This window comes from Rouxiella sp. Mn2063 (genome assembly GCF_049319665.1).
GTDB lineage: Bacteria > Pseudomonadota > Gammaproteobacteria > Enterobacterales > Enterobacteriaceae > JBMOUD01.
The window spans coordinates 50,796-72,276 of the sequence record NZ_JBMOUD010000018.1 but is presented as its reverse complement, the minus strand read 5'-3'; the positions used below and the strand labels follow the sequence as shown (position 1 = coordinate 72,276).

The 21,481-nt window shown below is 46.0% G+C and carries 22 protein-coding genes; 12 read left to right on the top strand and 10 right to left on the bottom strand.

Annotation, left to right across the window (positions count from 1 at the left end):
• Positions 1-192: 192 nt before the first annotated feature.
• Entirely contained in the window at positions 193-885 is a 693-nt protein-coding gene (locus ACL9RG_RS20135) for a DUF2971 domain-containing protein (protein WP_422794425.1), read from the top strand.
• A gap of 278 nt (positions 886-1,163) precedes the next feature.
• On the opposite strand, the gene ACL9RG_RS20130 is transcribed toward ACL9RG_RS20135, so the two are convergent.
• Together ACL9RG_RS20130 and ACL9RG_RS20125 are read right to left on the bottom strand one after the other, a co-directional pair.
• The gene (locus ACL9RG_RS20130; RefSeq protein ID WP_422794424.1) at positions 1,164-2,135 is read right to left on the bottom strand and encodes an alpha/beta hydrolase; all 972 of its coding nucleotides are present in this window, start codon (positions 2,133-2,135) and stop codon (positions 1,164-1,166) included.
• On the bottom strand, positions 2,132-3,046 hold the full coding sequence (locus ACL9RG_RS20125; RefSeq protein WP_422794423.1) for an MBL fold metallo-hydrolase: 915 nt from the start codon (positions 3,044-3,046) through the stop codon (positions 2,132-2,134). The genes ACL9RG_RS20130 and ACL9RG_RS20125 overlap by 4 nt, the downstream gene beginning before the upstream one ends.
• A 77-nt stretch (positions 3,047-3,123) precedes the next feature.
• Here ACL9RG_RS20125 and ACL9RG_RS20120 point away from each other — a divergent pair, with 77 nt between their 5' ends.
• Positions 3,124-4,047, top strand: a complete 924-nt coding sequence (locus tag ACL9RG_RS20120; protein WP_422794422.1) for a LysR family transcriptional regulator — start codon at positions 3,124-3,126, stop codon at positions 4,045-4,047.
• A 106-nt stretch (positions 4,048-4,153) separates the two neighbouring features.
• Here the strand turns inward: ACL9RG_RS20120 and ACL9RG_RS20115 are convergent, their stop codons facing one another.
• Positions 4,154-4,873 (bottom strand): dienelactone hydrolase family protein, encoded by a 720-nt coding sequence (locus ACL9RG_RS20115; RefSeq protein ID WP_422794421.1) that lies wholly within the window; start codon positions 4,871-4,873, stop codon positions 4,154-4,156.
• A 329-nt stretch (positions 4,874-5,202) separates the two neighbouring features.
• Between ACL9RG_RS20115 and ACL9RG_RS20110 the strand changes: the two genes are divergently transcribed.
• Positions 5,203-7,269 carry a carbon starvation CstA family protein gene (locus tag ACL9RG_RS20110; protein WP_422794420.1) on the top strand — a complete coding sequence of 689 codons (2,067 nt, stop codon included), beginning with the start codon at positions 5,203-5,205 and terminating at the stop codon, positions 7,267-7,269.
• Complete coding sequence (locus tag ACL9RG_RS20105; RefSeq protein WP_422794419.1) at positions 7,262-7,615, top strand: YbdD/YjiX family protein; 354 nt, start codon at positions 7,262-7,264, stop codon at positions 7,613-7,615. The genes ACL9RG_RS20110 and ACL9RG_RS20105 overlap by 8 nt, the downstream gene beginning before the upstream one ends.
• 167 nt (positions 7,616-7,782) lie before the next feature.
• On the opposite strand, the gene ACL9RG_RS20100 is transcribed toward ACL9RG_RS20105, so the two are convergent.
• Entirely contained in the window at positions 7,783-8,508 is a 726-nt protein-coding gene (locus ACL9RG_RS20100; protein ID WP_422794418.1) for a GntR family transcriptional regulator, read from the bottom strand.
• A 237-nt stretch (positions 8,509-8,745) separates the two neighbouring features.
• Between ACL9RG_RS20100 and ACL9RG_RS20095 the strand changes: the two genes are divergently transcribed.
• The 5 genes from ACL9RG_RS20095 (at position 8,746) to ACL9RG_RS20075 (ending at position 14,656) form a co-directional block, all read left to right on the top strand.
• Positions 8,746-10,197, top strand: coding sequence for a glycoside hydrolase family 1 protein (locus ACL9RG_RS20095; RefSeq protein WP_422794417.1), 1,452 nt, complete (start codon positions 8,746-8,748; stop codon positions 10,195-10,197).
• Positions 10,198-10,269: 72 nt separating this feature from the next.
• Positions 10,270-10,581, top strand: coding sequence for a PTS sugar transporter subunit IIB (locus ACL9RG_RS20090; protein WP_422794416.1), 312 nt, complete (start codon positions 10,270-10,272; stop codon positions 10,579-10,581).
• A gap of 91 nt (positions 10,582-10,672) precedes the next feature.
• Entirely contained in the window at positions 10,673-11,998 is a 1,326-nt protein-coding gene (locus tag ACL9RG_RS20085; RefSeq protein WP_422794415.1) for a PTS sugar transporter subunit IIC, read from the top strand.
• A gap of 14 nt (positions 11,999-12,012) precedes the next feature.
• The gene (locus ACL9RG_RS20080; protein WP_422794414.1) at positions 12,013-12,891 is read left to right on the top strand and encodes an ROK family protein; all 879 of its coding nucleotides are present in this window, start codon (positions 12,013-12,015) and stop codon (positions 12,889-12,891) included.
• A 97-nt stretch (positions 12,892-12,988) separates the two neighbouring features.
• Entirely contained in the window at positions 12,989-14,656 is a 1,668-nt protein-coding gene (locus tag ACL9RG_RS20075) for a carbohydrate porin (RefSeq protein WP_422794413.1), read from the top strand.
• A gap of 93 nt (positions 14,657-14,749) precedes the next feature.
• On the opposite strand, the gene ACL9RG_RS20070 is transcribed toward ACL9RG_RS20075, so the two are convergent.
• Positions 14,750-15,073 carry a PTS lactose/cellobiose transporter subunit IIA gene (locus ACL9RG_RS20070; RefSeq protein WP_422794412.1) on the bottom strand — a complete coding sequence of 108 codons (324 nt, stop codon included), beginning with the start codon at positions 15,071-15,073 and terminating at the stop codon, positions 14,750-14,752.
• Positions 15,074-15,942: 869 nt separating this feature from the next.
• Between ACL9RG_RS20070 and osmB the strand changes: the two genes are divergently transcribed.
• Positions 15,943-16,161, top strand: coding sequence for an osmotically-inducible lipoprotein OsmB (osmB, locus tag ACL9RG_RS20065; protein ID WP_422794411.1), 219 nt, complete (start codon positions 15,943-15,945; stop codon positions 16,159-16,161).
• Between the two features lie 131 nt (positions 16,162-16,292).
• Here osmB and yciH read toward each other — a convergent pair whose 3' ends face one another.
• On the bottom strand, positions 16,293-16,622 hold the full coding sequence (gene yciH / locus ACL9RG_RS20060) for a stress response translation initiation inhibitor YciH (RefSeq protein WP_422794410.1): 330 nt from the start codon (positions 16,620-16,622) through the stop codon (positions 16,293-16,295).
• 14 nt (positions 16,623-16,636) lie between these two features.
• The gene (gene pyrF / locus ACL9RG_RS20055; RefSeq protein ID WP_422794409.1) at positions 16,637-17,365 is read right to left on the bottom strand and encodes an orotidine-5'-phosphate decarboxylase; all 729 of its coding nucleotides are present in this window, start codon (positions 17,363-17,365) and stop codon (positions 16,637-16,639) included.
• 190 nt (positions 17,366-17,555) lie between these two features.
• On the opposite strand from pyrF, the gene ACL9RG_RS20050 reads away from it, so the two are divergent.
• On the top strand, positions 17,556-17,846 hold the full coding sequence (locus tag ACL9RG_RS20050) for a hypothetical protein (RefSeq protein ID WP_422794408.1): 291 nt from the start codon (positions 17,556-17,558) through the stop codon (positions 17,844-17,846).
• A 55-nt stretch (positions 17,847-17,901) separates the two neighbouring features.
• On the opposite strand, the gene lapB is transcribed toward ACL9RG_RS20050, so the two are convergent.
• The 3 genes from lapB to pgpB all read right to left on the bottom strand — a co-directional run bounded on the left by lapB (position 17,902) and on the right by pgpB (position 20,510).
• Positions 17,902-19,071, bottom strand: coding sequence for a lipopolysaccharide assembly protein LapB (gene lapB / locus ACL9RG_RS20045; RefSeq protein WP_422794407.1), 1,170 nt, complete (start codon positions 19,069-19,071; stop codon positions 17,902-17,904).
• A 6-nt stretch (positions 19,072-19,077) separates the two neighbouring features.
• Positions 19,078-19,389 carry a LapA family protein gene (locus tag ACL9RG_RS20040; RefSeq protein WP_422794443.1) on the bottom strand — a complete coding sequence of 104 codons (312 nt, stop codon included), beginning with the start codon at positions 19,387-19,389 and terminating at the stop codon, positions 19,078-19,080.
• 359 nt (positions 19,390-19,748) lie between these two features.
• Positions 19,749-20,510 (bottom strand): phosphatidylglycerophosphatase B, encoded by a 762-nt coding sequence (gene pgpB / locus ACL9RG_RS20035; protein ID WP_422794406.1) that lies wholly within the window; start codon positions 20,508-20,510, stop codon positions 19,749-19,751.
• Between the two features lie 308 nt (positions 20,511-20,818).
• Here pgpB and ribA point away from each other — a divergent pair, with 308 nt between their 5' ends.
• A complete protein-coding gene (gene ribA, locus ACL9RG_RS20030; RefSeq protein WP_422794405.1) occupies positions 20,819-21,409 on the top strand; it encodes a GTP cyclohydrolase II in 591 nt (196 codons plus the stop codon).
• The last annotated feature ends 72 nt before the right edge of the window (positions 21,410-21,481 follow it).

The following is a 21,481-nucleotide window of genomic DNA, read 5'->3' as shown; positions in this document are numbered from 1 at the left end:
AAGTACCCAGATGAGAATCCCAAATATCGGGAATATGACCTGAAATCTTTGAACCGGCAGGGTTGAATCATTTCTTAAATTCTTGTTAAAATGGCCAACCCCACCATTCTCGATTGTAAACCTGCTAACTAACAGAATAAAATATCAAAAATAATGAGCTATAACAATTATATCAACTTAACAAGTGATTTATTGGATAAACCTATTTATAGAATTATGCCAATACACCGTTTTCTTCAATTACTTGAAGAAAAAAAATTAACCTTAGTAAAGCCAACAAAATGGGATGATCCATTTGAGAATGCTTTATTAAATTGTGCCGTTGAAACTTCTGACGGCGAAACAGGATCATTTGCCGCAAAAGATTCCGTTTATGGTCAATGCTGGACATTTCACCGTGAAACTGATGCAATGTGGCGGATATATTCCCATGATAAAGATGGTGTAAGAGTTTCAACCACACCAAGAAAATTATTAACCGCACTTCAAAAAGCAGAACCAAAGCATCATAATTTAAAATGCTTTATAGGCAAAGTTTCTTATCTTAAAAGAAATAAACTTCTAACAAAACTTCAATCAATTGATTTATTAAACACCAATGGTTCAGGTATTGCTGAATCACTTTTATATAAACGAACAGAATTCAAACACGAAAAAGAAATTCGTTTAATTTATTCAGGTGATGACAATTCCAGTATTAGTGATGTTTTCCAATTTGACATTGACCCAGCCAAGTTGTTAGACAGAGTGTTGTTTGACCCAAGAATGGAAAAAAATTTAAGGCAGGCATATGTATTGGCAATTAAGGAAAAAGGCTGTGAAACTGAAGTGAAAAGGTCTACTCTATATGATGCCCCCGCAGGGCTAAAATTTAAATTGCCGTGAAATTAAAAAATAGAAAAGGGAACTCATTGAGTTCCTTTTTTCTATTCATAAAAAACTAATTTCTGGGGTTTGTAGAAGTTGAAGCGCTTATGTAAGTATCACGCCAGCGTTCATGCCTTTAGGGATACGTTTCGAGGAACGCTATAACTCGGAGGTTTTTAATGTCCGCTCCTCGCTCAAAGCAGACAATATTCACTGCCTTCAATCATCTATTTCACCCTACTCAATCACACACCGCCCTGGCAGCAAAATGTTTGCCCCCAAGGCGGAGCCAACACTTAATCCTCAGTATAAAAACAGGTGATTGCATCCCACGCCTGCCAGTGATTTTTCTCGAGCAAGATCATATGACTGCCCTCACCTATTTCCAACCATCTGCGCCACGGCGTATTGCTACAGCGCTTGAAAAGATCGGCGGTGGCGGTAAATGGCACGTCGTTATCCCACTCGGCGTGTATCAGTAATAGCGGCGCGCGTATCTCTGCCGGGTCGTAGAATGGAATGCCTGCGCGCCAGAAGCGGCGCTTATCCAGCGATGGGCCGTTCACCGCGCGTATTTTCCCCGCTGATTGCTGTTGATAATCGGCGTCGCTGGCAAGTACCGCCTCAAGCCAGCGCTGAAATACGCCTGCGGGGATTAAATCAGCTCTTTTTTCTTCTGGCGCATTAGCCAGCCAGGCCTGTTGGAAAGCGGCCGGGTTGACTTCGCGCCAGGCGGCAATCTCACCGTCGATATCAATATGGCTGGGCTGAGAGTTAAGCCACTGCGGTGCCACTAACGCCAGTTTAGCAACCTGCTGTGGGTAGCGAGTGCTGTAAGCCGCGGCAACGCTGCCGCCCCACGACATGCCAAAAACATTGAGTTGCTGGAGTTGATAGCGAGAAAGCAGGTAATCAACCGCACTCGCCAAATCACCGATGCCGGTTTGTGTATCGCTAACCGGTGCCGAGAGTTTGGGGTCTTGCATCATCGCCGCCGGCCGGTCTGATTTACCGTAACCGCGAATATCCAAAGCAAATACATGCAGCCCGGCGAAAGCCAGCTGATCCATCAAGGAGTGATCGGCTACCGGTACATCAAATAGGCTTTCGGAGGCGTAAGTCGCACCATGCACCATAATCAGCACATTACTCTCATTCGCAGGAGCAGCATGCAATAGATGCTTATAACGCAGGTGTAATCGAATACCGGGGTCTGCGCTGTTGATCATCAAATCTTCCGCTATCACTTGGTGTATCAATGTGTTCATGCTCGCTCCGCCAAAAATGACCAGGAATATCCTTCACCAACGCGCGTTACCCGACCAGCGGAGGTATCGGCAAAATGACTGCTAAACCAAATAACATCCCCGCTGCTGGCGTAGTCCAATGCCTTCAGACGACTTTGTTTCGCTAAATCGGGGGCTTCGCAATAACGGGAGTTGAGCTGCGGATAATAGACTTGCAGCGGATGGTGCATTAAATCCCCGGAAAAGAAGGCTGTGCCTTCCGGCGTATCGATGATGATAGATTGGTGATCCACACTGTGCCCCGGGGTCGATAGAAAACGGATGCCCGGCAATATTTCCACGCCGTTTTCGGGAATAAACTGATAACGCCCACTCGCGATTATCGGGGCGATACTTTCAGCGTAAATACGTGAAGGTAAGTCAGTTGGCTGCGCTTGCTGCAAGTTATCGGCCTGCTGGCGCTGTTCCCTTGCGGATAAGAAATAGGTGGCGTTGGTAAAGCGCGGCCGCCACTCTCCTTGGGAATATTGGGTATTCCACCCCACGTGATCAACATGAAGATGGGTGAGTAATACGTAGTCTATCTGCACTTCACTGACGCCCAGCGCCTGCAAATTTTCTAACCATTGACTGTTGAGCTGATGAAAACGCGGCAACTCTGGAAAGTGTTTGCCATTGCCTGTCGCAGTATCGATCAAAATGTTGTGCTGCGGCGTTTGTACCAGCCAACTATGGACACTCTGCTCCAGCAGGCCATTACTGCTAAGGCTATGAGCATCAAGTTGCTGCGCCAGCGGTGATAACCACGTCTCATTCCAACCGTCGGGAAATAACGTTGCAGGCTGGCTGCCGGAAAGCGGGATTTCTGGGATTTTACTGATACGAATATCACCGAATTGCCAAGTCTGTCTTTGTAAGGTGCGTGGTTGCATAGCCTGTCACTTTTCGTTGCTTATTGGTGAGTAACAGGCTATATCTAGCCAAACTATTGAACAAATCGATTCAATTTATGAGCAATATAAATCATTTCAATATTAGGGGTTTTGACCTCAATTTGCTGATCGCCTTTGATGCCTTAATGCATGAGCGTAATGTCACGCGCGCGGCCGCCCGGCTGCGTATCCAGCAACCGGCGATGAGTCATTCTTTAAAGATGTTGCGCTTGCTGTTTGCCGATGAGCTTTTTGTGCGTATCGGCCATACCATGCAGCCAACAGAGCGGGCGCAGCAGCTGTCGCCAATGATTCATGAAATCTTGCAGAAAGCCGAAAGTACCATTCTGTTTCAAGAAACGTTTAAAGCAGAAACCAGCGTTCGGGTGTTTCGGATTGGCGTGTCTGCCCAGCAAGAAGTGGATCTATTACCGCGGCTGATGGCGCATATTCATCGTATTGCCCCCGGTATTAAAATTCTTGCCACGCAGGCATTGCGCCGCGAGGTGCATAGTATGTTAAATAATCGCGAAATCGATTTGGCTATCGGCTGCTTTGACGCGGCGGAGAGCTGGCATCATACGCAATTTATGTACGATGAATCGATGGTCTGTTGCTATAACGCGGCGCTTACCGGTTATCGTGCCCCGCTCTCTTTGCCCTGCTATCTTGATGCGCAACATGCGCTGATTACCTTCAGCGATAATATGATGGGATGCGTTGAAGAGGCTTTCCGACTGGCGGAAACGTCATTAAAGGTGTCATTTTCAACCGGGAATTTTTTATCACTGCTGCACTTGGCGCAACATTCACCCGTGGTGGTGACATTGCCTTCGCGGATTGCTCAGCAATATGCCGCATTATTTCAGTTGAGTATTTCTGCGGTTCCGCTGGCGTTAGGGCGCTTTCGCAACCAGATGATGTGGACAGATTTAGTCGACCGCGATGCCGCTAATATTTGGCTACGCCAACAAATTATGGCAACGGAAACACCGTGTTAATTAAGTGGTGGGAAATAAGCCACTAGATTCCAGCGACCTCGGTCTATCAAGTAATATTTTCATCAGCCCCAGGTGAAATAACGATTCACTTGGGGCTGGCTATTAATTAAAGCACTTCTTCAAACAGTTGGAACATTGCATCAAACGCGCGCTTGCTGACTTTTTCGTTGTATTGGCTGAAACCTGGAGCATTAGCATGTGGATCGGTAAAGGAGTGCACCGCGCCACCAAAGCTGACTAACTGCCAATCAATATTTTGCGCTTTCATTTCTTTAACAAACGTTTGTACCTGCTCATCTGGCACTAATGGGTCGCTGGCACCATGTAATACTAAAACGGCACCTTTAATGTTCTTCGCGCCGGCAGTATCGGTGGTATCTAATGAGCCGTGGAATGAGACGAACGCTTTAAGATCCGCGCCGCTGCGTGCTAATTCCAGCACATTGTGACCGCCGAAACAGAAACCAAATGCGGCCACTTTCTCTTTATCAACCGCGACAATTTGTTGCGACAACAGTGCGTCTAAAGCAGCCTGGGTACGCAAACGCTCCGCCGGTTGATCTCTGACGGACATCATGGCCGCCGTGGCTTCTTCAGCATTGGTTGGGCGCACACCCTCGCCATATAAATCGGCAATAAATACTGCGTAACCTTTTTCAACGACCGGTGTAACCAAGGTGACGGCATCGTCGGTTGCGCCCATCCAGTTAGGTGTCATCAGCAAGCCAGGTTGTTTTTCAGTAATATCTTTTCTGAAAACCAAACGGCCTTGGAAAGTCTGGCCTTCAACCTGATAATTAACCAACTCAACGCTTATATTGCTCATTTATTGCTCCAGTTAGATATCGTGCTTTGCTAGGTGTTTATCATCAATCGCGACAGCATATCATTGCCTTATGGTGCACTATCAACGTCTGTTTCATCTCAATCCATTACCGTCCCTCAAGTAATTCGTTGACCACATCACAATTCTGCTTTTCTTTTCTACGATAACCGTGCGAAACCATTATTTTTAATAAGCAGTTTCCTACCACAGCAAAAAGGGAGTTCACCTGCTAGCTCCTGATTTTAGAAAGAAAAAGCAAAAGTTAAGAACAAAAAAGTTAAAAGAAAAATATAGCTATTACTGCCCCTTAACACATGGAGTTGTTGCTTATGAAAAATATAAAGTCTGGGATTGCCTGGCTGTTGGTCGCTATCGCTGGCGCCTTCGCTTTTGGCATGCTGGCATTAAATCGTGGCGAGCATATTAATGCCGTCTGGCTGGTCGTCGCCGCGATTGCCTGTTACAGCATTGCCTACCGTTTTTACAGCTTATTTATTGCCAAGAAAGTCTTTGAACTTGATGACCGGCGCACCACGCCTGCAATGAGAAAAAATGATGGGCTTGATTATGTGCCGACAAATAAATGGGTGCTATTCGGCCACCATTTTGCTGCGATTGCCGGGGCCGGGCCATTAGTCGGTCCAATCCTGGCGGCACAGATGGGCTTTTTACCGGGTACTATCTGGATTTTGGTCGGCGTGATGCTGGCCGGTGCCGTGCAGGATTTCCTGATCCTGTTTATTTCTACCCGGCGCGATGGCCGCTCGCTGGGTGAGATGGCAAAACAAGAATTGGGAAGTTTTGCCGGTGTTGTCACCATGCTTGGCGCACTGGGCGTGATGATTATTATCCTCTCGGCTCTGGCATTGGTGGTGGTGAAAGCTCTGGCCGATAGCCCGTGGGGATTATTTACCATTGCAGCAACCATTCCTATTGCGCTGTTTATGGGCGTGTATATGCGCTATTTGCGTCCGGGGAAAATCGCCGAAGTCTCGATTATTGGCTTTGTGCTGATGATGTTGGCGATTATCTACGGTGGTAATATTGCCGCGCATCCTTATTGGGGACCGTTCTTTACCCTGCACGGCACCACGTTGACTTGGGTACTCGTCATTTACGGTTTTATCGCCTCGGTATTGCCAGTGTGGTTGCTGTTGGCACCGCGTGACTATCTGTCTACTTTCTTAAAAATCGGCGTGATTGTCGGTTTGGCTATTGGCATTGTCTTTGCCATGCCTGAAATGAAAATGCCTGCCGTCACCCGCTTTATTGATGGCAGCGGCCCGGTGTTTTCTGGCGGACTGTTCCCGTTCCTGTTTATTACGATTGCCTGTGGTTCTATCTCTGGTTTCCACGCATTAGTGGCCAGCGGCACTACGCCAAAACTGGTCGAACGCGAAAGTCATATCCGTTTTATCGGCTATGGCGCAATGTTGATGGAGTCTTTTGTCGCCATCATGGCGCTTATCTGCGCCTCAGTGATTGACCCGGGCGTTTACTTTGCGATGAACTCCCCTGCGGCGCTGATTGGTACTACGGTAGAACAGGCTTCACAGGTCATTAATAGCTGGGGCTTTGTGGTGACCCCTGATGCACTGGCGCTGATTGCCAAAGAAGTGGGCGAACAAACTATTCTGTCACGCGCTGGCGGTGCCCCAACCTTCGCCGTCGGTATGGCACATATTATTAGCGATGTCTTTAATAGCCGGGCAATGATGGCGTTCTGGTATCACTTCGCCATTTTGTTTGAAGCGCTGTTTATTCTGACCGCCGTTGATGCCGGTACCCGCGCCTGTCGTTTTATGGTGCAGGATCTAGTGGGCGTTGCGGTGCCAAGTTTAGCCAATAACCGTTCATGGATTGGTACTATCGCTGGAACCACGGTTGCTGTTGCCGGTTGGGGCTTCTTTGTCTATCAAGGCGTGGTTGACCCACTTGGCGGCATTAACACCCTGTGGCCGCTCTTCGGGATTGGCAACCAAATGCTGGCGTCAATGGCATTGATTTTGGGTACCGTGGTGCTGTTTAAGATGAAAAAACAGCGTTATGCCTGGGTTACTATTTTGCCGACGATTTGGCTGTTTGTGACCTCAATGACCGCTGGCTGGCAGAAAATCTTCCATAGCAATCCATCGATTGGTTTCCTGGCTCAAGCCAATAAGTTCAAAGCGGGGATTGAGAATGGTGAGATAATCAAACCGGCAAAAACGCTGGCCGATATGCATACAATTGTGATGAATAATCAGATTAACGCTGCGCTGTGCGCCTTCTTTATGTTGGTTGCTGTCACCATGCTGATTTCATCGTTCTTTGTCATTCGTCGCGCGTTGCAATCCTCCGTGCCAACCGTGCATGAAACCAGCCCATTACCCCGTCAGGAGACACGTCATGTCTGAGATTGATTTGCCTGGCACTGCTTTTCCCAAAAACAGTGGGTGGTCACCGACTCATTTGCCATACAGCTGTGCCACGCACACTGCGCTGCATGTTATTCGCTGTCATCCGTTGTTTGAGGTCGAGGCTCGGCCAGAAAATCTACGCCAATGGGTTACGTTGATTGGCCGCCGATTGGCACAAAGTTTTCGTTTGATGGTTGGTGTGCAAGATTATGGTAATTACGTTAAACATATGAAGCAGCATCACCCATTACGCCAACCGATGACTGAAAAAGAGTTTCATCGCTATTGCCTGAATGCTCGCTTCCCTAGCGAGGCGGGAAAATTAGGCAAGTGTCCTTGCTAAAATCTGAATATTGAGTTTTACACTACGCCGTTAACTGGGAATATATTTAGTTAACGGCGTTTTGTTTTTATAAGTTGAATGGCTTGATTTATCACCGCTGATACAACCGTTCTAAATCAATAAAACCCACTCAATTAGATGTAGTCTGAATATTATTACCATGCATACTAATTAACACAATCATAAAGTGGCCTCAGCCGTGGCCAGAAATAACGCACGCGGAATTCGTGCATATTACATACCAGCGTTGAGTAATCGAGGCGCACACCGTTGATATCCACAGCCTGTGTATTCATTTGTAGAACGGGCTCTTTCTCACTCACCTGCAATAATGCAGCAATTTTCTTATTCGGTATTATTGGTAAAAAAGTCTCATAACAGCCTGCGATAGTCATACCGCAGCTCGATTCTATATAAGCAAATTTTGAGCGCTGCATATCTCGTACTGACAAGTTGGGAAATAACGCCACTGGCATCCAGGTATCTTCAAGCTGTACCGGATTATCATCGATACAGCGTAACCGCCTGATATAATAGACTTGCTCGTTCGGTTGAATTTGCAGCTGTGTCGACACTTCTATGCTGGCAGGCATAACACGAAACTCCAGAACGCGATTTTCGCAGCGTTTTCCTGCTTCATTGGCACTTTCAGAAAAGCTTTTTAGGGTAGTAATTCTCGGTTGAATATTTTTATTCTTAATAAACGTACCCGCGCCATGACGCCGCTCTAACAAACCTTCACTCACCAATTCAGAGGCCGCTTTGCGTATTGTATTACGCGATACGCCCAGTATTTTCGCCAGGGTTATTTCTGAGGGGAGAATATCGCCAATTTGATATTCCAGCGAATTGACGCGATCGCGCAAACGTTTGACTATTTCTTTAAAAATCACTTTTGAACCTCATACAAACGTAACCAGAAGTAAATTTTCATCATGAAAATCATTTCGTTAAAATCAAAAATAGAAAAGAAATTATTTTTAGGTGCTAGTTGTACCTTTTTTATAAAAAAAATGAACACAGTTGTTTATAAAATAAAGTGATCTGTATAACAGATTCGAATAAGAGTAGTAACGTATTTTACCTTTCGGACTAATCGTAGGAATATCTTAGCGAAAAGGGACAAGGTAATGGAACACAAACAGTTAAAAGCATTCCCAAAAAATTTTTTATGGGGTTCTGCCTCTGCCGCTTATCAAGTTGAAGGTGCCTGGGATACCGATGGTAAAGGCCCGTCGGTGTGGGATAATTTTGTGCGAATTCCTGGTAAAACCTTCGCTGGAACTACTGGTGATATCGCCGTCGATCACTACCATCAATACCAACAAGACGTCGCGTTGATGTCTGAACTTGGCCTGCGTGCTTATCGCTTCTCTGTGGCCTGGAGTCGTATTTATCCGCAAGGCAATGGTGAAATTAATCAGGCCGGGTTGGATTTTTATGACCGTTTGATTCATGAATTACTCGCTAAAGGCATCGAACCTATTGTCACGCTTTATCACTGGGATATTCCACAAGCCCTACAAGATCAATACGGCGGCTGGGAATCACGTCAGGTTATCGATGATTTCGCCCGCTATGCCGAAACGTTGTTCTCTCATTTTGCCGATCGAGTGAAATATTGGGTCACGATGAATGAGCAGAATGTATTTATCAGCCACGGTTATAAAACAGCGATGCACCCGCCGGGCCTGCGTGATGAAAAACGCATGTATCAGGCCAATCATCATGCCAATTTGGCTAACGCCGCCGCCATACTCGCTTTCCGCCGTCTGGGGTGTACCGGGAAAATTGGGCCAAGTTTCGCCTATGGCCCTAACTATGCTATCGATGCCAATCCAGAGAACGTGCTGGCCGCAGAAAATGCCGAAGCTTTTGATGCGCATTTTTGGATGGATGTTTATGCCCGTGGTGAGTATCCGCGGCAAGTGTGGCAATGGTTAGTTGATAATCAGTTAGCCCCGGAAACGCAGCCCGGAGATGCAGAATTACTTAAACAGGCGATGCCCGATTTTATGGGGGTGAACTATTACCGCACCATGACCAACGCCTATAACCCGCTCGATGGGGTGGGTTTGGCAAAAATGAATACCACCGGCCAGAAAGGCACCGCACAAGAGTCAGGGTTACCTGGCGTCTATAAGCATGTTCGTAACCCTAATTTACAGAGAACTAACTGGGATTGGGATATTGATGCTACCGGATTACGTATTGGTCTGCGCCGCATTGCCAGCCGTTACCAGTTGCCTGTAATGGTGACCGAAAACGGGTTGGGCGAATATGACACCTTAACTGAAGATCATCAGATTCATGATGATTACCGCATCGATTACCTTAATCAGCATGTGTTGGCAGTACAACAGGCAATTTCAGATGGCGTTGATGTACTCGGTTATTGCACCTGGAGTTTTACCGATCTATTGAGTTGGCTTAATGGCTATCAAAAACGCTATGGCTTTGTTTATGTCGATCGAGATGAAACCAGCTCGAAATCCCTGACTCGCTATAAGAAGAAAAGCTTTTATTGGTATCAGAGCGTCATTGAAAGCAATGGCCGTACGCTGACAGACAATAAAAAATAGCACCACTGTTCCCCCGCTATTTATTGTCACCGATGTTTTACGAGTTGATCGATTAGCTTAAGGAGAAGTGCCATGAAAAAGATTTTACTGGTTTGTGCCGCGGGCATGTCCACCAGCATGTTAGTAAAAAGGATGCAGGCTTACGCCGACACGGTAAATGAAAGCGTTGATATTCAAGCCCTGTCAATTAGCGAGTTCGATAGCGTTGTAGAAAGTGCAGATATCGTCATGCTTGGGCCGCAGGTTCGCTATCAAAAGGCTCAGGTTGATAATGTGGTGCAAGGCCGCATTCCTGTGCTGGTTATTGATATGAAACATTACGGTGCCATGAACGGGCAAGCCGTATTAGAAACCGCATTAGAAGCCATTAATAATAATCAGTAAATAAGTCTTAAAAACCCTATTTATTATTAACGCAGAGAGAATTATCTCTCTGCGTTGCTACTCTACGTTGTCCTTTGCGTAAGGAAAATAAATGAGCATCATGACGTCTCTTGAACGAGGAATGGAAAAAGTCCTGGTTCCTATTGCGATAAAACTCAACTCTCAACGCCAAGTTTCTGCCGTGAGAGATGCCTTTATTTTATCTTTCCCGCTGGTCATGGCCAGTTCCCTGATAGCTTTAATTAATTTTGCGATTTTATCTCCTGATGGATTTATCGCGAAAATGCTCTTCCTTGGTAAGCTCTTTCCTAATCTCGCCAGTGCGCAAGCTTTATTTTCACCGGTAATGCAAGGTTCGGTGAATATTATGGCCATTTTAATTGCTTTTTTGGTCGCCAGAAATATTGCCGCCTCATTTAAGCAAGATGAATTGCTGTGTGGATTAACCTCTATTGGCGCATTCTTTATTGTTTATACGCCCTATCAAGAAATTGACGGCCAAAATTTTGTCACCATGAGATATATGGGCGCTCAAGGGCTGTTTGTCGCCATCTTAGTAGCGTTAATTGTCGGGGAGATTTTTTGCCGCCTCGCCCGTTCACCGCGCGCAACGATTACCATGCCCGACCAAGTGCCGCCGGCAGTATCTCGCTCGTTTAAAGTGCTTATCCCGGTATTTATTGTCATGGTGGTGTTTTCCATTCTCAATTACCTGATTAGCCTTATTTCACCAAACGGTATTAATGATCTGGTTTATTCATTAATTCAAGCGCCGCTCAAGCATATGGGCACCAATATCTTTGCGGTAGTCATTATTGGTTTGTTCACTAACTTCCTGTGGGTGCTGGGGATTCACGGCCCGAACACGGTTGCAGCCATTCGCGAAGCCATTTTCTCTGAAGCCAATCTGGAAAACCTCTCGTACGCGGCACAAAACGGCAGTACCTGGGGTGCACCTTATCCGATCACCTGGGGCAGTATTTACGATACCTTTGCCAACTATGGCGGTTCGGGAATGACGTTGGGGTTAATCTTGGCGATATTTATTGCTTCCCGCCGCGCCGATTATCGTGATATTGCCAAGCTGTCTATTTTCCCTGGCCTGTTTAATATCAATGAGCCGATCATTTTTGGTTTACCGATCGTCCTAAACCCGATTCTGGTGATCCCGTTCATTTTGGTACCGGCGGTGAATTCGCTGATCGGTTATTTCTTTGTCTCTTTAGAGATCATTCCACCGGTGGCCTATGCCTTGCCATGGACCACGCCGGGGCCGCTTATTCCCTTCCTCGGCACCGGGGGGAACTGGCTAGCACTGTTGGTCGGTCTATTCTGTTTGTTGGTATCAACGCTGATTTATCTGCCGTTTGTGATGGTGGCGAATAAAACCCAGCCGGCCGAGGCCAAAAGCGAATAATGGAGGAGTCCGCGATGAAAATTGCCGCATTCGATATTGGCGGAACTTCGCTGAAAATGGCCAGCGTGCTGTCCGATGGCAACATTGTTGCTCAGCAATCGGCAGCCGTTGGTGATAGTGATGGCGAGCAAATTATGCAACAGATACTCGCCTGGCTGAAACAGCAGCCAGACTGTCATGGTATTGCCGTCAGCGCTCCCGGCCATGTTAATCCCTTTAGCGGATTGATTAGCATGGGCGGTGCTATCCGCCGCTTTGATAACTTCAATCTTAAAGCGTGGTTGCAGCAGGAAACGGGGTTGCCGGTCAGTATTGAGAACGATGCCAACTGTGTGTTGCTGGCCGAGAAATGGCTAGGCAAAGCGCGAGATCTGCAAGACTTCCTTTGTCTGACTATTGGCACCGGCATTGGTGGCGGTATTTATGCAAATGGTGATGTGGTCCGTGGCGGACGTTTTCGTGCCGGCGAATTCGGTTATATGTTCAACGAACGCCCCGGCGCTAACCCACCCAATAGCTACACGATGAATAAAGTCTGTACCTTAAAAGTTTTACGCGAACGCTATGCAGAACTGACTCAGCAATCGTGGGAAAACGTCAGCGGTGAAGAGATTTTTGCCGGGTTTGATAATAATAATGCGCAGTGTGTCAGATTAGTGAACGCTTTTTATGATGATATCTGCGTAGGTTTATATAACCTGATTAATATCTTCGACCCAACGCATATTTTTATCGGTGGCGGCATTACTTCTCGTACAGGATTTATTAACGAACTTTTATCTCATATGTCATGGTTTGGTCAACGAGACACCATTATTGACTGTGCCACACATAAAAATGATGCTGGTCTATTAGGCGCCACTTGGCACTTTATTAATCAACAAAGAATATAAATATTTCGGGATGCATAAGCATCCCATTTCAAATTATAAAATAAAAACAAGCCAGAGTTTTAATTCTGGCCTCTAATACCTCTGTCTGGAGAAAATTATGTTGGGTCACTACTCAAAGAGCCTGATCGCCCTTGGCATTATTTCCGCCTGCCTGGCAAATAATGTTTATGCGGCACCATTAACGGTAGAGCAACGCTTAGCATTATTAGAAAAACAGTTAGCGGAGAATCAGCAGGAATTACAACAAACCCGTAAAGAGTTAGCGCAATATAAACAAACTCAGCAACGCTGGCAAATGGCGCCAGAAGCGACACCACAAAATACTTTGGCAAGTTCCGGGGCGTCTAAAAATAATAAAATCAATGGTAACGACCGTATTATTTTGGAGAAAAATACGGCGACGAATAACAGCACGGGACCATCGGCTAATACTGCCACGGCAGATGCTCCACAACCAACACAAGCGGTCAGTATGGCGGATGTGAGCCGCTATATTAAAGACGAAATCGGTTTCAGTTATACCGGCTATTTCCGCGCTGGCTGGGCGAGTACCACTAACGGCGTGCCTAAGTCGTGGGCAATAGGTTCACTGGGACGCTTTGGTAACGAGAATAGCGGCTGGTTTGATTTAACTTTAAATCAGAAGGTTTATGACAAAGATGGCCGCACGGCAAAAACCGTCGTCATGCTTGATGGTAATGTAGGACAAAATTACAGCGACGGTTGGTTTAATGACGGCAGCGATAACCTGCTGAAATTCTCTGATATGTATCTGACGACCACCGGATTTGTTCCCGGCTTCCCTGACGCTAATCTGTGGGTGGGTAAGCATGCGCTACAAGAGTATGAGATCCAAATGCTCGACTGGAAAGCGCATAAGGCCAATACCGCCGGGGGGGCCGGATTAGAAAATCTCGCGATTGGCCCAGGTCAGTTAAATGTGTCGCTTAGTCGCCAGGATTTACGCGTGTGCGCACGTAATAGTAACGGCTCCGCCAATTGTGATAGCCACCAAGATGTGAATACCAACTCGTTTGATGCCCATTACCATGATATCCCACTGTGGAATAATGCAACGCTAGAAGTCGCCGCGCGCTATAACGCCAGTAATGACAGCAATGATCAACGGCATGAACAAAATGATAAAAAGTATTTTAAGGTGAAAGATGCCTGGCTAGGCACCACGGTATTGCGCCAAAAGTATGATAATGGTGGCAGCAGTGATTTTGCCTTCCAGATTGCGAATAACTCTATCGCCACCGGTTTTATGAATATTTCTGATGCCAACCCAGATTACGGCAGCGGTGAATATTATTATGGCGACCATAATAATGGCCTCGCCTTCCGCGTCTTTACGCAGGGTGAGCTGTATTTACGTCCTGATGTTATCGTGGCTAATACGTTGGTTTATAGTCACGGCAATGACTTGTATAGCTACCACACCGGTGAACATACCGATTTCAATAGCCTGCGTGCGGTCGTACGCCCAGCCTATATTTGGAATGATTTTAACCAGACGGGCGTCGAATTAGCCTGGTTTAAACAGACTAACAAGGCCAGCGACGTGAGTTATCGCGAATCGGGCGTGAAAGCAACGCTGTTCCATAGCTTTAAAGTTGGCACCAGTATGTTGAACTCTCGACCAGAAATCCGTTTCTATACCACTTATCTTAAAGCATTAGATAATGAGATTGATAATTTCGCGTTTAACGATAATAAGAGCGATCAGTTATCGTTTGGGGCACAGGCTGAAGTCTGGTGGTAATTGAAGAGTAAGAGAGCGCTCGCTGAACTGTTAAGCATCACGCCTGTAAACACAGGCGTGATGCTTATCAAGAATAGAAAGAGGGATACTGTGCTATTTGGCGGTTTTTAGTGCGGCTAACTCTCGGTGTAGGAAGAGGATTTCTTCGGCGAGTTCACGGCATAACATGGCGTTCATGAGGTGGTCTTGCGCATGGACCAGGATCAGGTTGACCGGGATTTTTCCACAGCCTTCATCTTCACCGATAAGGGAGGTTTGAATATGGTGAGCGTCGCGTATTGATGCCGTTGCCGCAGCGAGCAGACGTTCAGCGTCCTCCCATTTCTGCTGACGGGCACAGCGTAATGCTTCCATTGAGTTAGAACGCGCCTCCCCTGACTGGATAATAAGTTCCATGACGATGTTTTCAAGTTCCATGTCTGACTCCACTAGTTTAATACTGTCGAATATTGCAAGAGATCTGCATCGAATAAATCGCTTAATAACGAGTAGCTTTGCATGTTAAAAAATAATGAATGCGTTAGCCATTAATCTAAAGTCTGCATTTAATTAATTAGGAACAATAGTATATAAATACACAAACACACTAAGTATCTCAAGGCAATTAGGAAACCAGTATTGATAATGTGATGCACATCAAGAACAAGATTGATTAAAAATAACAGCTATTTATTAAAATAATATTTTAATACAGTCACATTGCAAGAGAACAACTAAAGTACTATTTATAATTTCAACCGGTAAGAGAATACTGCTTACATTGCTAAAATACTTTATCTTCTAACGGTTTGGTTTTCTGTTTGAATGACAACTATACCCAATAAACTTCAAGATGCAGGTAGGCGGCAACTGAGTGAACCTTAGATAACTAAGTGACTGGGGCAACCAACAATCATGCATTTTGAAGTATGACGATATATACCAACGAGATGGAACCTGACCCGGGTTAATCTGAAGCGTCAGGATATGTAAATATTTTTACTTAACCTAAATACCCTGCTCTTTTTCTCAACACCTGTAAAATCCCTTGCGAATTAAGACTATTTACCTAGTTTACCATTAATGTTCGCAGTATTTTTGTCGCACTTAATCAACATCGAGATTAAGACCAGATTATTTTTATTTTATTCAACTAACTCAATAAGTCACCGTTCAAACCTCATGGCCTCGCCATGAAGTTCGTACTCGGCCGCCTGTCAGTCAGTAAATATCAGGCGGTGAGGTAACGGTTATTATCTATACTTATCTGTGAAATTGAATAATGAAAACCTAAAAGGGGAATATCCATGATTCGATTAAACAAAAAGTTTACCAGCATCGCTTTAGTGACTGTTCTAGTGATGTCAGTGACTGCTTGCAGCAATATGTCAAAACGCGATCGCAACACGGCAATCGGTGCGGGAGCAGGTGCGATTGGAGGGGCTATATTAACGGATGGCAGTGGTTTGGGCACCGTGGGTGGCGCAGCAATCGGTGGACTTATCGGTAACCAGGTTAAGAAGTAATTTCGTCTTCCCTGCCATCTACCCAAGAAACCTCAAGATGCAGGTAGGCGGCAACTGAGAGACTTCTATTTCAACGGTATCCTGCTGCTCTGACTTACAGGATACCGCTATCAGCTAAGACGATTTCGCCGTTAACCGCCGGCTAATTTCACCTTCATACCTTTGGCTTCGAGTAACTGTTTGAGTAAATCGCGCTTATCGCCTTGGATCTCGATAACGCCATCTTTAACTGCGCCACCACATCCACATTTTTTCTTCAGTTCAGCAGCCAGTTTATCCAATGTGGCATCATCTGCATCTATGCCACTTATCAGGCAAACGCCCTTGCCTTTGCGCCCGCTGGTTTGACGTGCGATGCGCACAATACCGTCGCCTTTTGGACGTTCAACCGTTGCTTTAGGTTGTTCGATTCTGCCGCTGTCGGTGGAGTAAACCAAACGGCTATTGCTATAGTTGCTCATATTTATGGCTCCTCTCAGACTAGCGAGGCGCGAATATCACGCAATGTTTGTGCCGGATCGGCAGATTGGGTGATAGGTCGGCCAATCACCATGTAATCAACTCCTGCGTTCATCGCTTCAAACGGCGTCATGACGCGGCGTTGGTCATCAGCCGCGCTGCCTGCTGGGCGGATGCCAGGCGTCACTAATTTGAAATCTTGACCAAGAGCCGTTTTAAAACGCGCGGCTTCTTGCGCAGAACAGACTACGCCGTCAAGCCCACAATCGCGGGTTAGGCGCGCCAGCTTTTCCGCATAATCAGCAGGAGAGAGTGTAATACCCAAATCAGCTAAGTCGCTGCCTTCCATGCTAGTCAGCACAGTGACAGCAATCAGCAACGGTGCATCAGCGCCAAAGGAGGCCAACGCCTGTTTAGCTGCGCTCATCATTCGCGCCCCACCGCTGGCATGTACGTTAACCATCCACACACCGAGATCTGCTGCCGCCGCTACTGCATGAGCCGTAGTATTAGGAATATCGTGGAATTTGAGGTCAAGAAACACGTCAAAACCGCGGGAATGTAGATCTTTCACCAGCTGGGGGCCGAAAAGCGTAAACATCTCTTTACCCACTTTGAGACGACAATCACGCGGGTCAATACCGTCGACAAATGCCAGTGCTGCCGACTTATCGGCGTAATCAAGTGCAACAACAATAGGTGATGAGTTTAAGTCATTGTTATTTTGGTTATTTATAGACTTCATATCTTCAGCCTCTGATGAGCGTTAATGGAAAAAGAACACGGATAAAATTATGCCGCCCGCATTCTACATGCCACTGGCGATAAATCCCAGCAAGACGTTATGTGACACTTTTGTGAATTTTTTGTGTACCAGTAGACAGCGTAAATGAACTGACATACGTTGAGGTTTTATTATAAGGAAAAGTATAAAAATGAGCGAGATATCGACCTTAACGATCAAAATCCCTGTGGAACTGAAAGAACAGATTAAAGCAGCAGCTCTCGAAGCAGAACACTCTTTAAGCAGTGAAGTTTGTGCGCGTTTAGTTGCCAGCTTCACCGTCGCCGAAGAGAAGAAATCTCGCAAGCATGCGAAAGATGAACTTCTCGAAATCGATAACCAGCATACCAGCGAAAATACTGAACCAGCATTGACTCAGAAAGAGTTGAAGAAGTTGCGTACGCTGCTAAACACTCGTAAAACAGCGAGTAAGAAGAAGTAATTAAGGCAGAAGTAAAACTAGCATATCCTGTGGCCCTGGTCGGACAATAGCGTTGCTATTGTCCATCAAGGCCGCGAATAGGTTTGATGGTTGCCCACTTACGACAAGACGGGCAATGCCAATAGAGAGAATGCGCAGTAAATCCGCATTTATGGCAGCGGTAGCGAGGTTTAGTACGAATCTGCTCACCAACCAGATCACGCAATAGCACTAAGCTCTCTTTTGCTCGCCCCTCTTCTACATCCGCTAAGTGATAATCCATCAAGTGATAGAATACACGCATCGTTGGATGGCGCTGTAGCTGCCGATTCATATAGACCTGGGCAACGTCCCTGCCTTCATTGTGATAAATCACTTCGGCTAGCATTAATTCTGCGCTTGCGCCGGTATTTTCATCGACACAACGCTTGATAAAATCAGCCCATTGCTGAGGTTGTTCCAGGTGCTGGTAACACTCTTGCAGTATCGGGAGTATTTCACTGACCAGTTCTTTATCCTGCTCAAGTACCTTCTTGAGCACTTCTGCGGCCTTGGCATACTCGGTTTGCGCAAGAAGAATACGCCCCTGCATAATCGATACCCGGGCGCAAAGCTTATCAGCAGAAGAGGCTTTCTTTAAAAGCCCGGTCGCTTTATCCATATCATCACTGGACATGGCTTGTAATGCCAATTCGCAATAGAAATGCGCAATTTCTTTGCGACGATTATCTTTACCTAATTTAACGAGCTTTTCAGCAATATCGATAGCGCTCTGCCAATCGCTGGTCGCTTGATAGATAACTAACAATTGTTCTAAGGCAAACAGCTGAAAGTCTTCTTCCTTCAATAGCTGGCTGAACATATCTTCGGCACGGTCATAAAAACCCGCTGCCATATAGTCGCGACCTAACTGCTGAACGGCTAAAAGACGTTGTTCAAAGGTAAGCGAAGCACTTTCCATCAACGACTGATGGATACGAATTGCGCGATCGACTTCGCCGCGGGAACGGAAAAGATTCCCGAGTGTTAAATGGGCTTCAACAGCGCTACTGTCCTCTTTAAGCATGTCGAGGAACAGATCAACCGCCTTATCTTGTTGGTTCGAAAGCAGGAAGTTAACCCCCGCTACGTACTCACGCGACAGACGGTTAGCATTTTGCTGTTTATCCTGCTGAGAACTTCTGCGCCCCATGTACCAGCCATAGGCGGCTGCAACAGGCAGCAACAGAAACAGCAGCTCTAACATAAAGGACTATTCCTTAATAGCAGGATATTGCGGCGCACCAATAGGTTCTACCTTCGCGGGTTCTATCTGTTGTTCCAGACGCTTTATTTTACGCTGTGCGCGGCCAAGAGATAGACGTACGCGCAAATAAAACAGTCCGCATATGACCCATCCTAAAATGAAACCCGTGGCAAATAACGCCGCGAGCAACGTGGATACGCGATAGTCGCCTTGAGCCAACAGGTAGTTGAATGTTACAACCTGGTCGTTGTGTGCACCTAGGGTGATAGAAATTATCACGATGACCAAAACGAACAAAAAAATCAGCAAATATTTCACATTCATTCCTGTAATGCCGGAGTTTTCCGGATAGAAGTATGCCAAAAACTGACGCCACGACCTAATAAGTTAGCATTTCCCTTCGCAGCAGGGAAATAATGCCGCTACATATCCCTTTTATCGCTGAAAGTTCAGACAATACTGACTCTCTTGATAAAAGATGGGGGCAGCATCCGTAGTTTAAAGCGATCGCTAAACATAAGTTAAGTAACAAGCGACTACATTGTTAGTCAGCGCCATATTAGCAACGACAATGTTATCAATGGCAGCAGTTATCAATGATAAGGTTATCGGCCACAATGTTATCAACGATAGTCTACTATATGAAAGAACATCTAAAATTATGCCACAATCAAGAATTAGCGCTCCTTACGCTCAGTAACCTCTTGCTGCTCTCGTGCAGGTAAAGTCAGCGGCCCAACAAATTTTTGCGTTAACCAGCTCGACACAGCCACCAGTAGCCAACTGATTCCGACCGATGCCATCAAATCACGCGGCCAGTGCATGCCAAGCAATAACCTGCTCGCCATTACTATGGTTGCCCACAGCATTAAAACAATCACGGTTTTATAATGGCGGCGTGGCCACAATATTCCGACAGCAAGTAAAGCCCAAGTAGCAGCAAACATAGTATGTCCAGAGGGGAAGGCATAATCGGTATCTGCTTCCCAGCTTTTGCCGAGCCATTTAGGAATTTGTTGGCTGTTTTCTAATTGATGTTCAACCATTTTACTTCGGTCTCTAGATTTCATTGCATAGAAAGCCGTAACGTCCATATGCGTTGTTGTACCGAGCCATTGCACATAAGGTCGAGGTTCTTGTACCTGGATCTTTACGTAATTTTTTATTCCCTGCCCCACAACCAGAGCAGCGGCAATAATCACCAACAGCACAAAAGCAGGTTTGATACGAAATCGCAGGCACCATAAAAACCAGATACTCAGAAGTAAACTTGTCAACACGCCCCAAGGGGAGCTAACCGTTTCAGAAACCCAATAAACTGAACGCAACAGGTGAGTATTTAGAGCGGGTGACCATAGCCATCCGGTGAGCCAAACTATTGCAGGTAACAACAATAACAATACGCCAGCCCAAAATGTCCGCATCGCAATTTTTAGCATAAAGACCTCTTCAATCCAGAGACCTAAATTGTAGCAATCTTAAGCATGATTTATGTTTAAATTTACGTTAAGTGCTTATTTAACACTCAGTTATTGAGCTTCTTTTACGCTTATAACGCTACTGCATATGTAGAGCGAATAATTTCTAGCTAACTTTGCTTGGGCTAATTTAAAAATATGGCAAGATACGCGGCAGAAAAGCTTAGTGAATCATGCGATCCCTCGGTTTTTTACTGGTCAACCGATGCATCTGTACGTAGGATGCGCGACAAGAACGACAAGCATTCGTAGTTTTTTTGGAGAGCAACATGCAGCTGAAACGGGTGGCAGAAGCAAAACTGCCAACACCTTGGGGCGATTTTCTGATGGTCGGTTTTGAAGAATTGGCTACCGGTCACGATCACTTGGCATTAGTATTCGGCGATATTTCTGATGACGCTCCAGTTCTGGCTCGTGTTCATTCTGAATGCCTGACCGGTGATGCGTTATTCAGTTTACGCTGCGATTGTGGTTTTCAACTTGAAGCGGCGCTTAATCGCATCGCTGAAGAAGGCCGCGGAATTTTGATGTATCACCGTCAAGAAGGCCGCAATATCGGTCTATTGAATAAGATCCGCGCCTATGCGTTGCAAGATCAAGGTTATGACACGGTCGAAGCCAATCATAAACTGGGTTTTGCCGCTGATGAGCGTGACTTCACACTGTGCGCAGATATGTTCAAGCTGCTCGGCGTGAGCAAGGTTCAACTGTTGACTAATAACCCGAAAAAAGTCGACATATTGACTGAAGCTGGGATCAATATCGTTGAACGCGTGCCGTTGATTGTTGGCCGCAACCCGAAGAATGAGCATTATCTCGAGACTAAAGCTGCCAAAATGGGGCACTTGCTCGGTAAATAATCACTGTTCGTGGCGAGTAAAAAGGCACCGTCTATGCGGTGCCTTTTGTCGTTATATCCCCGTCATACTTGA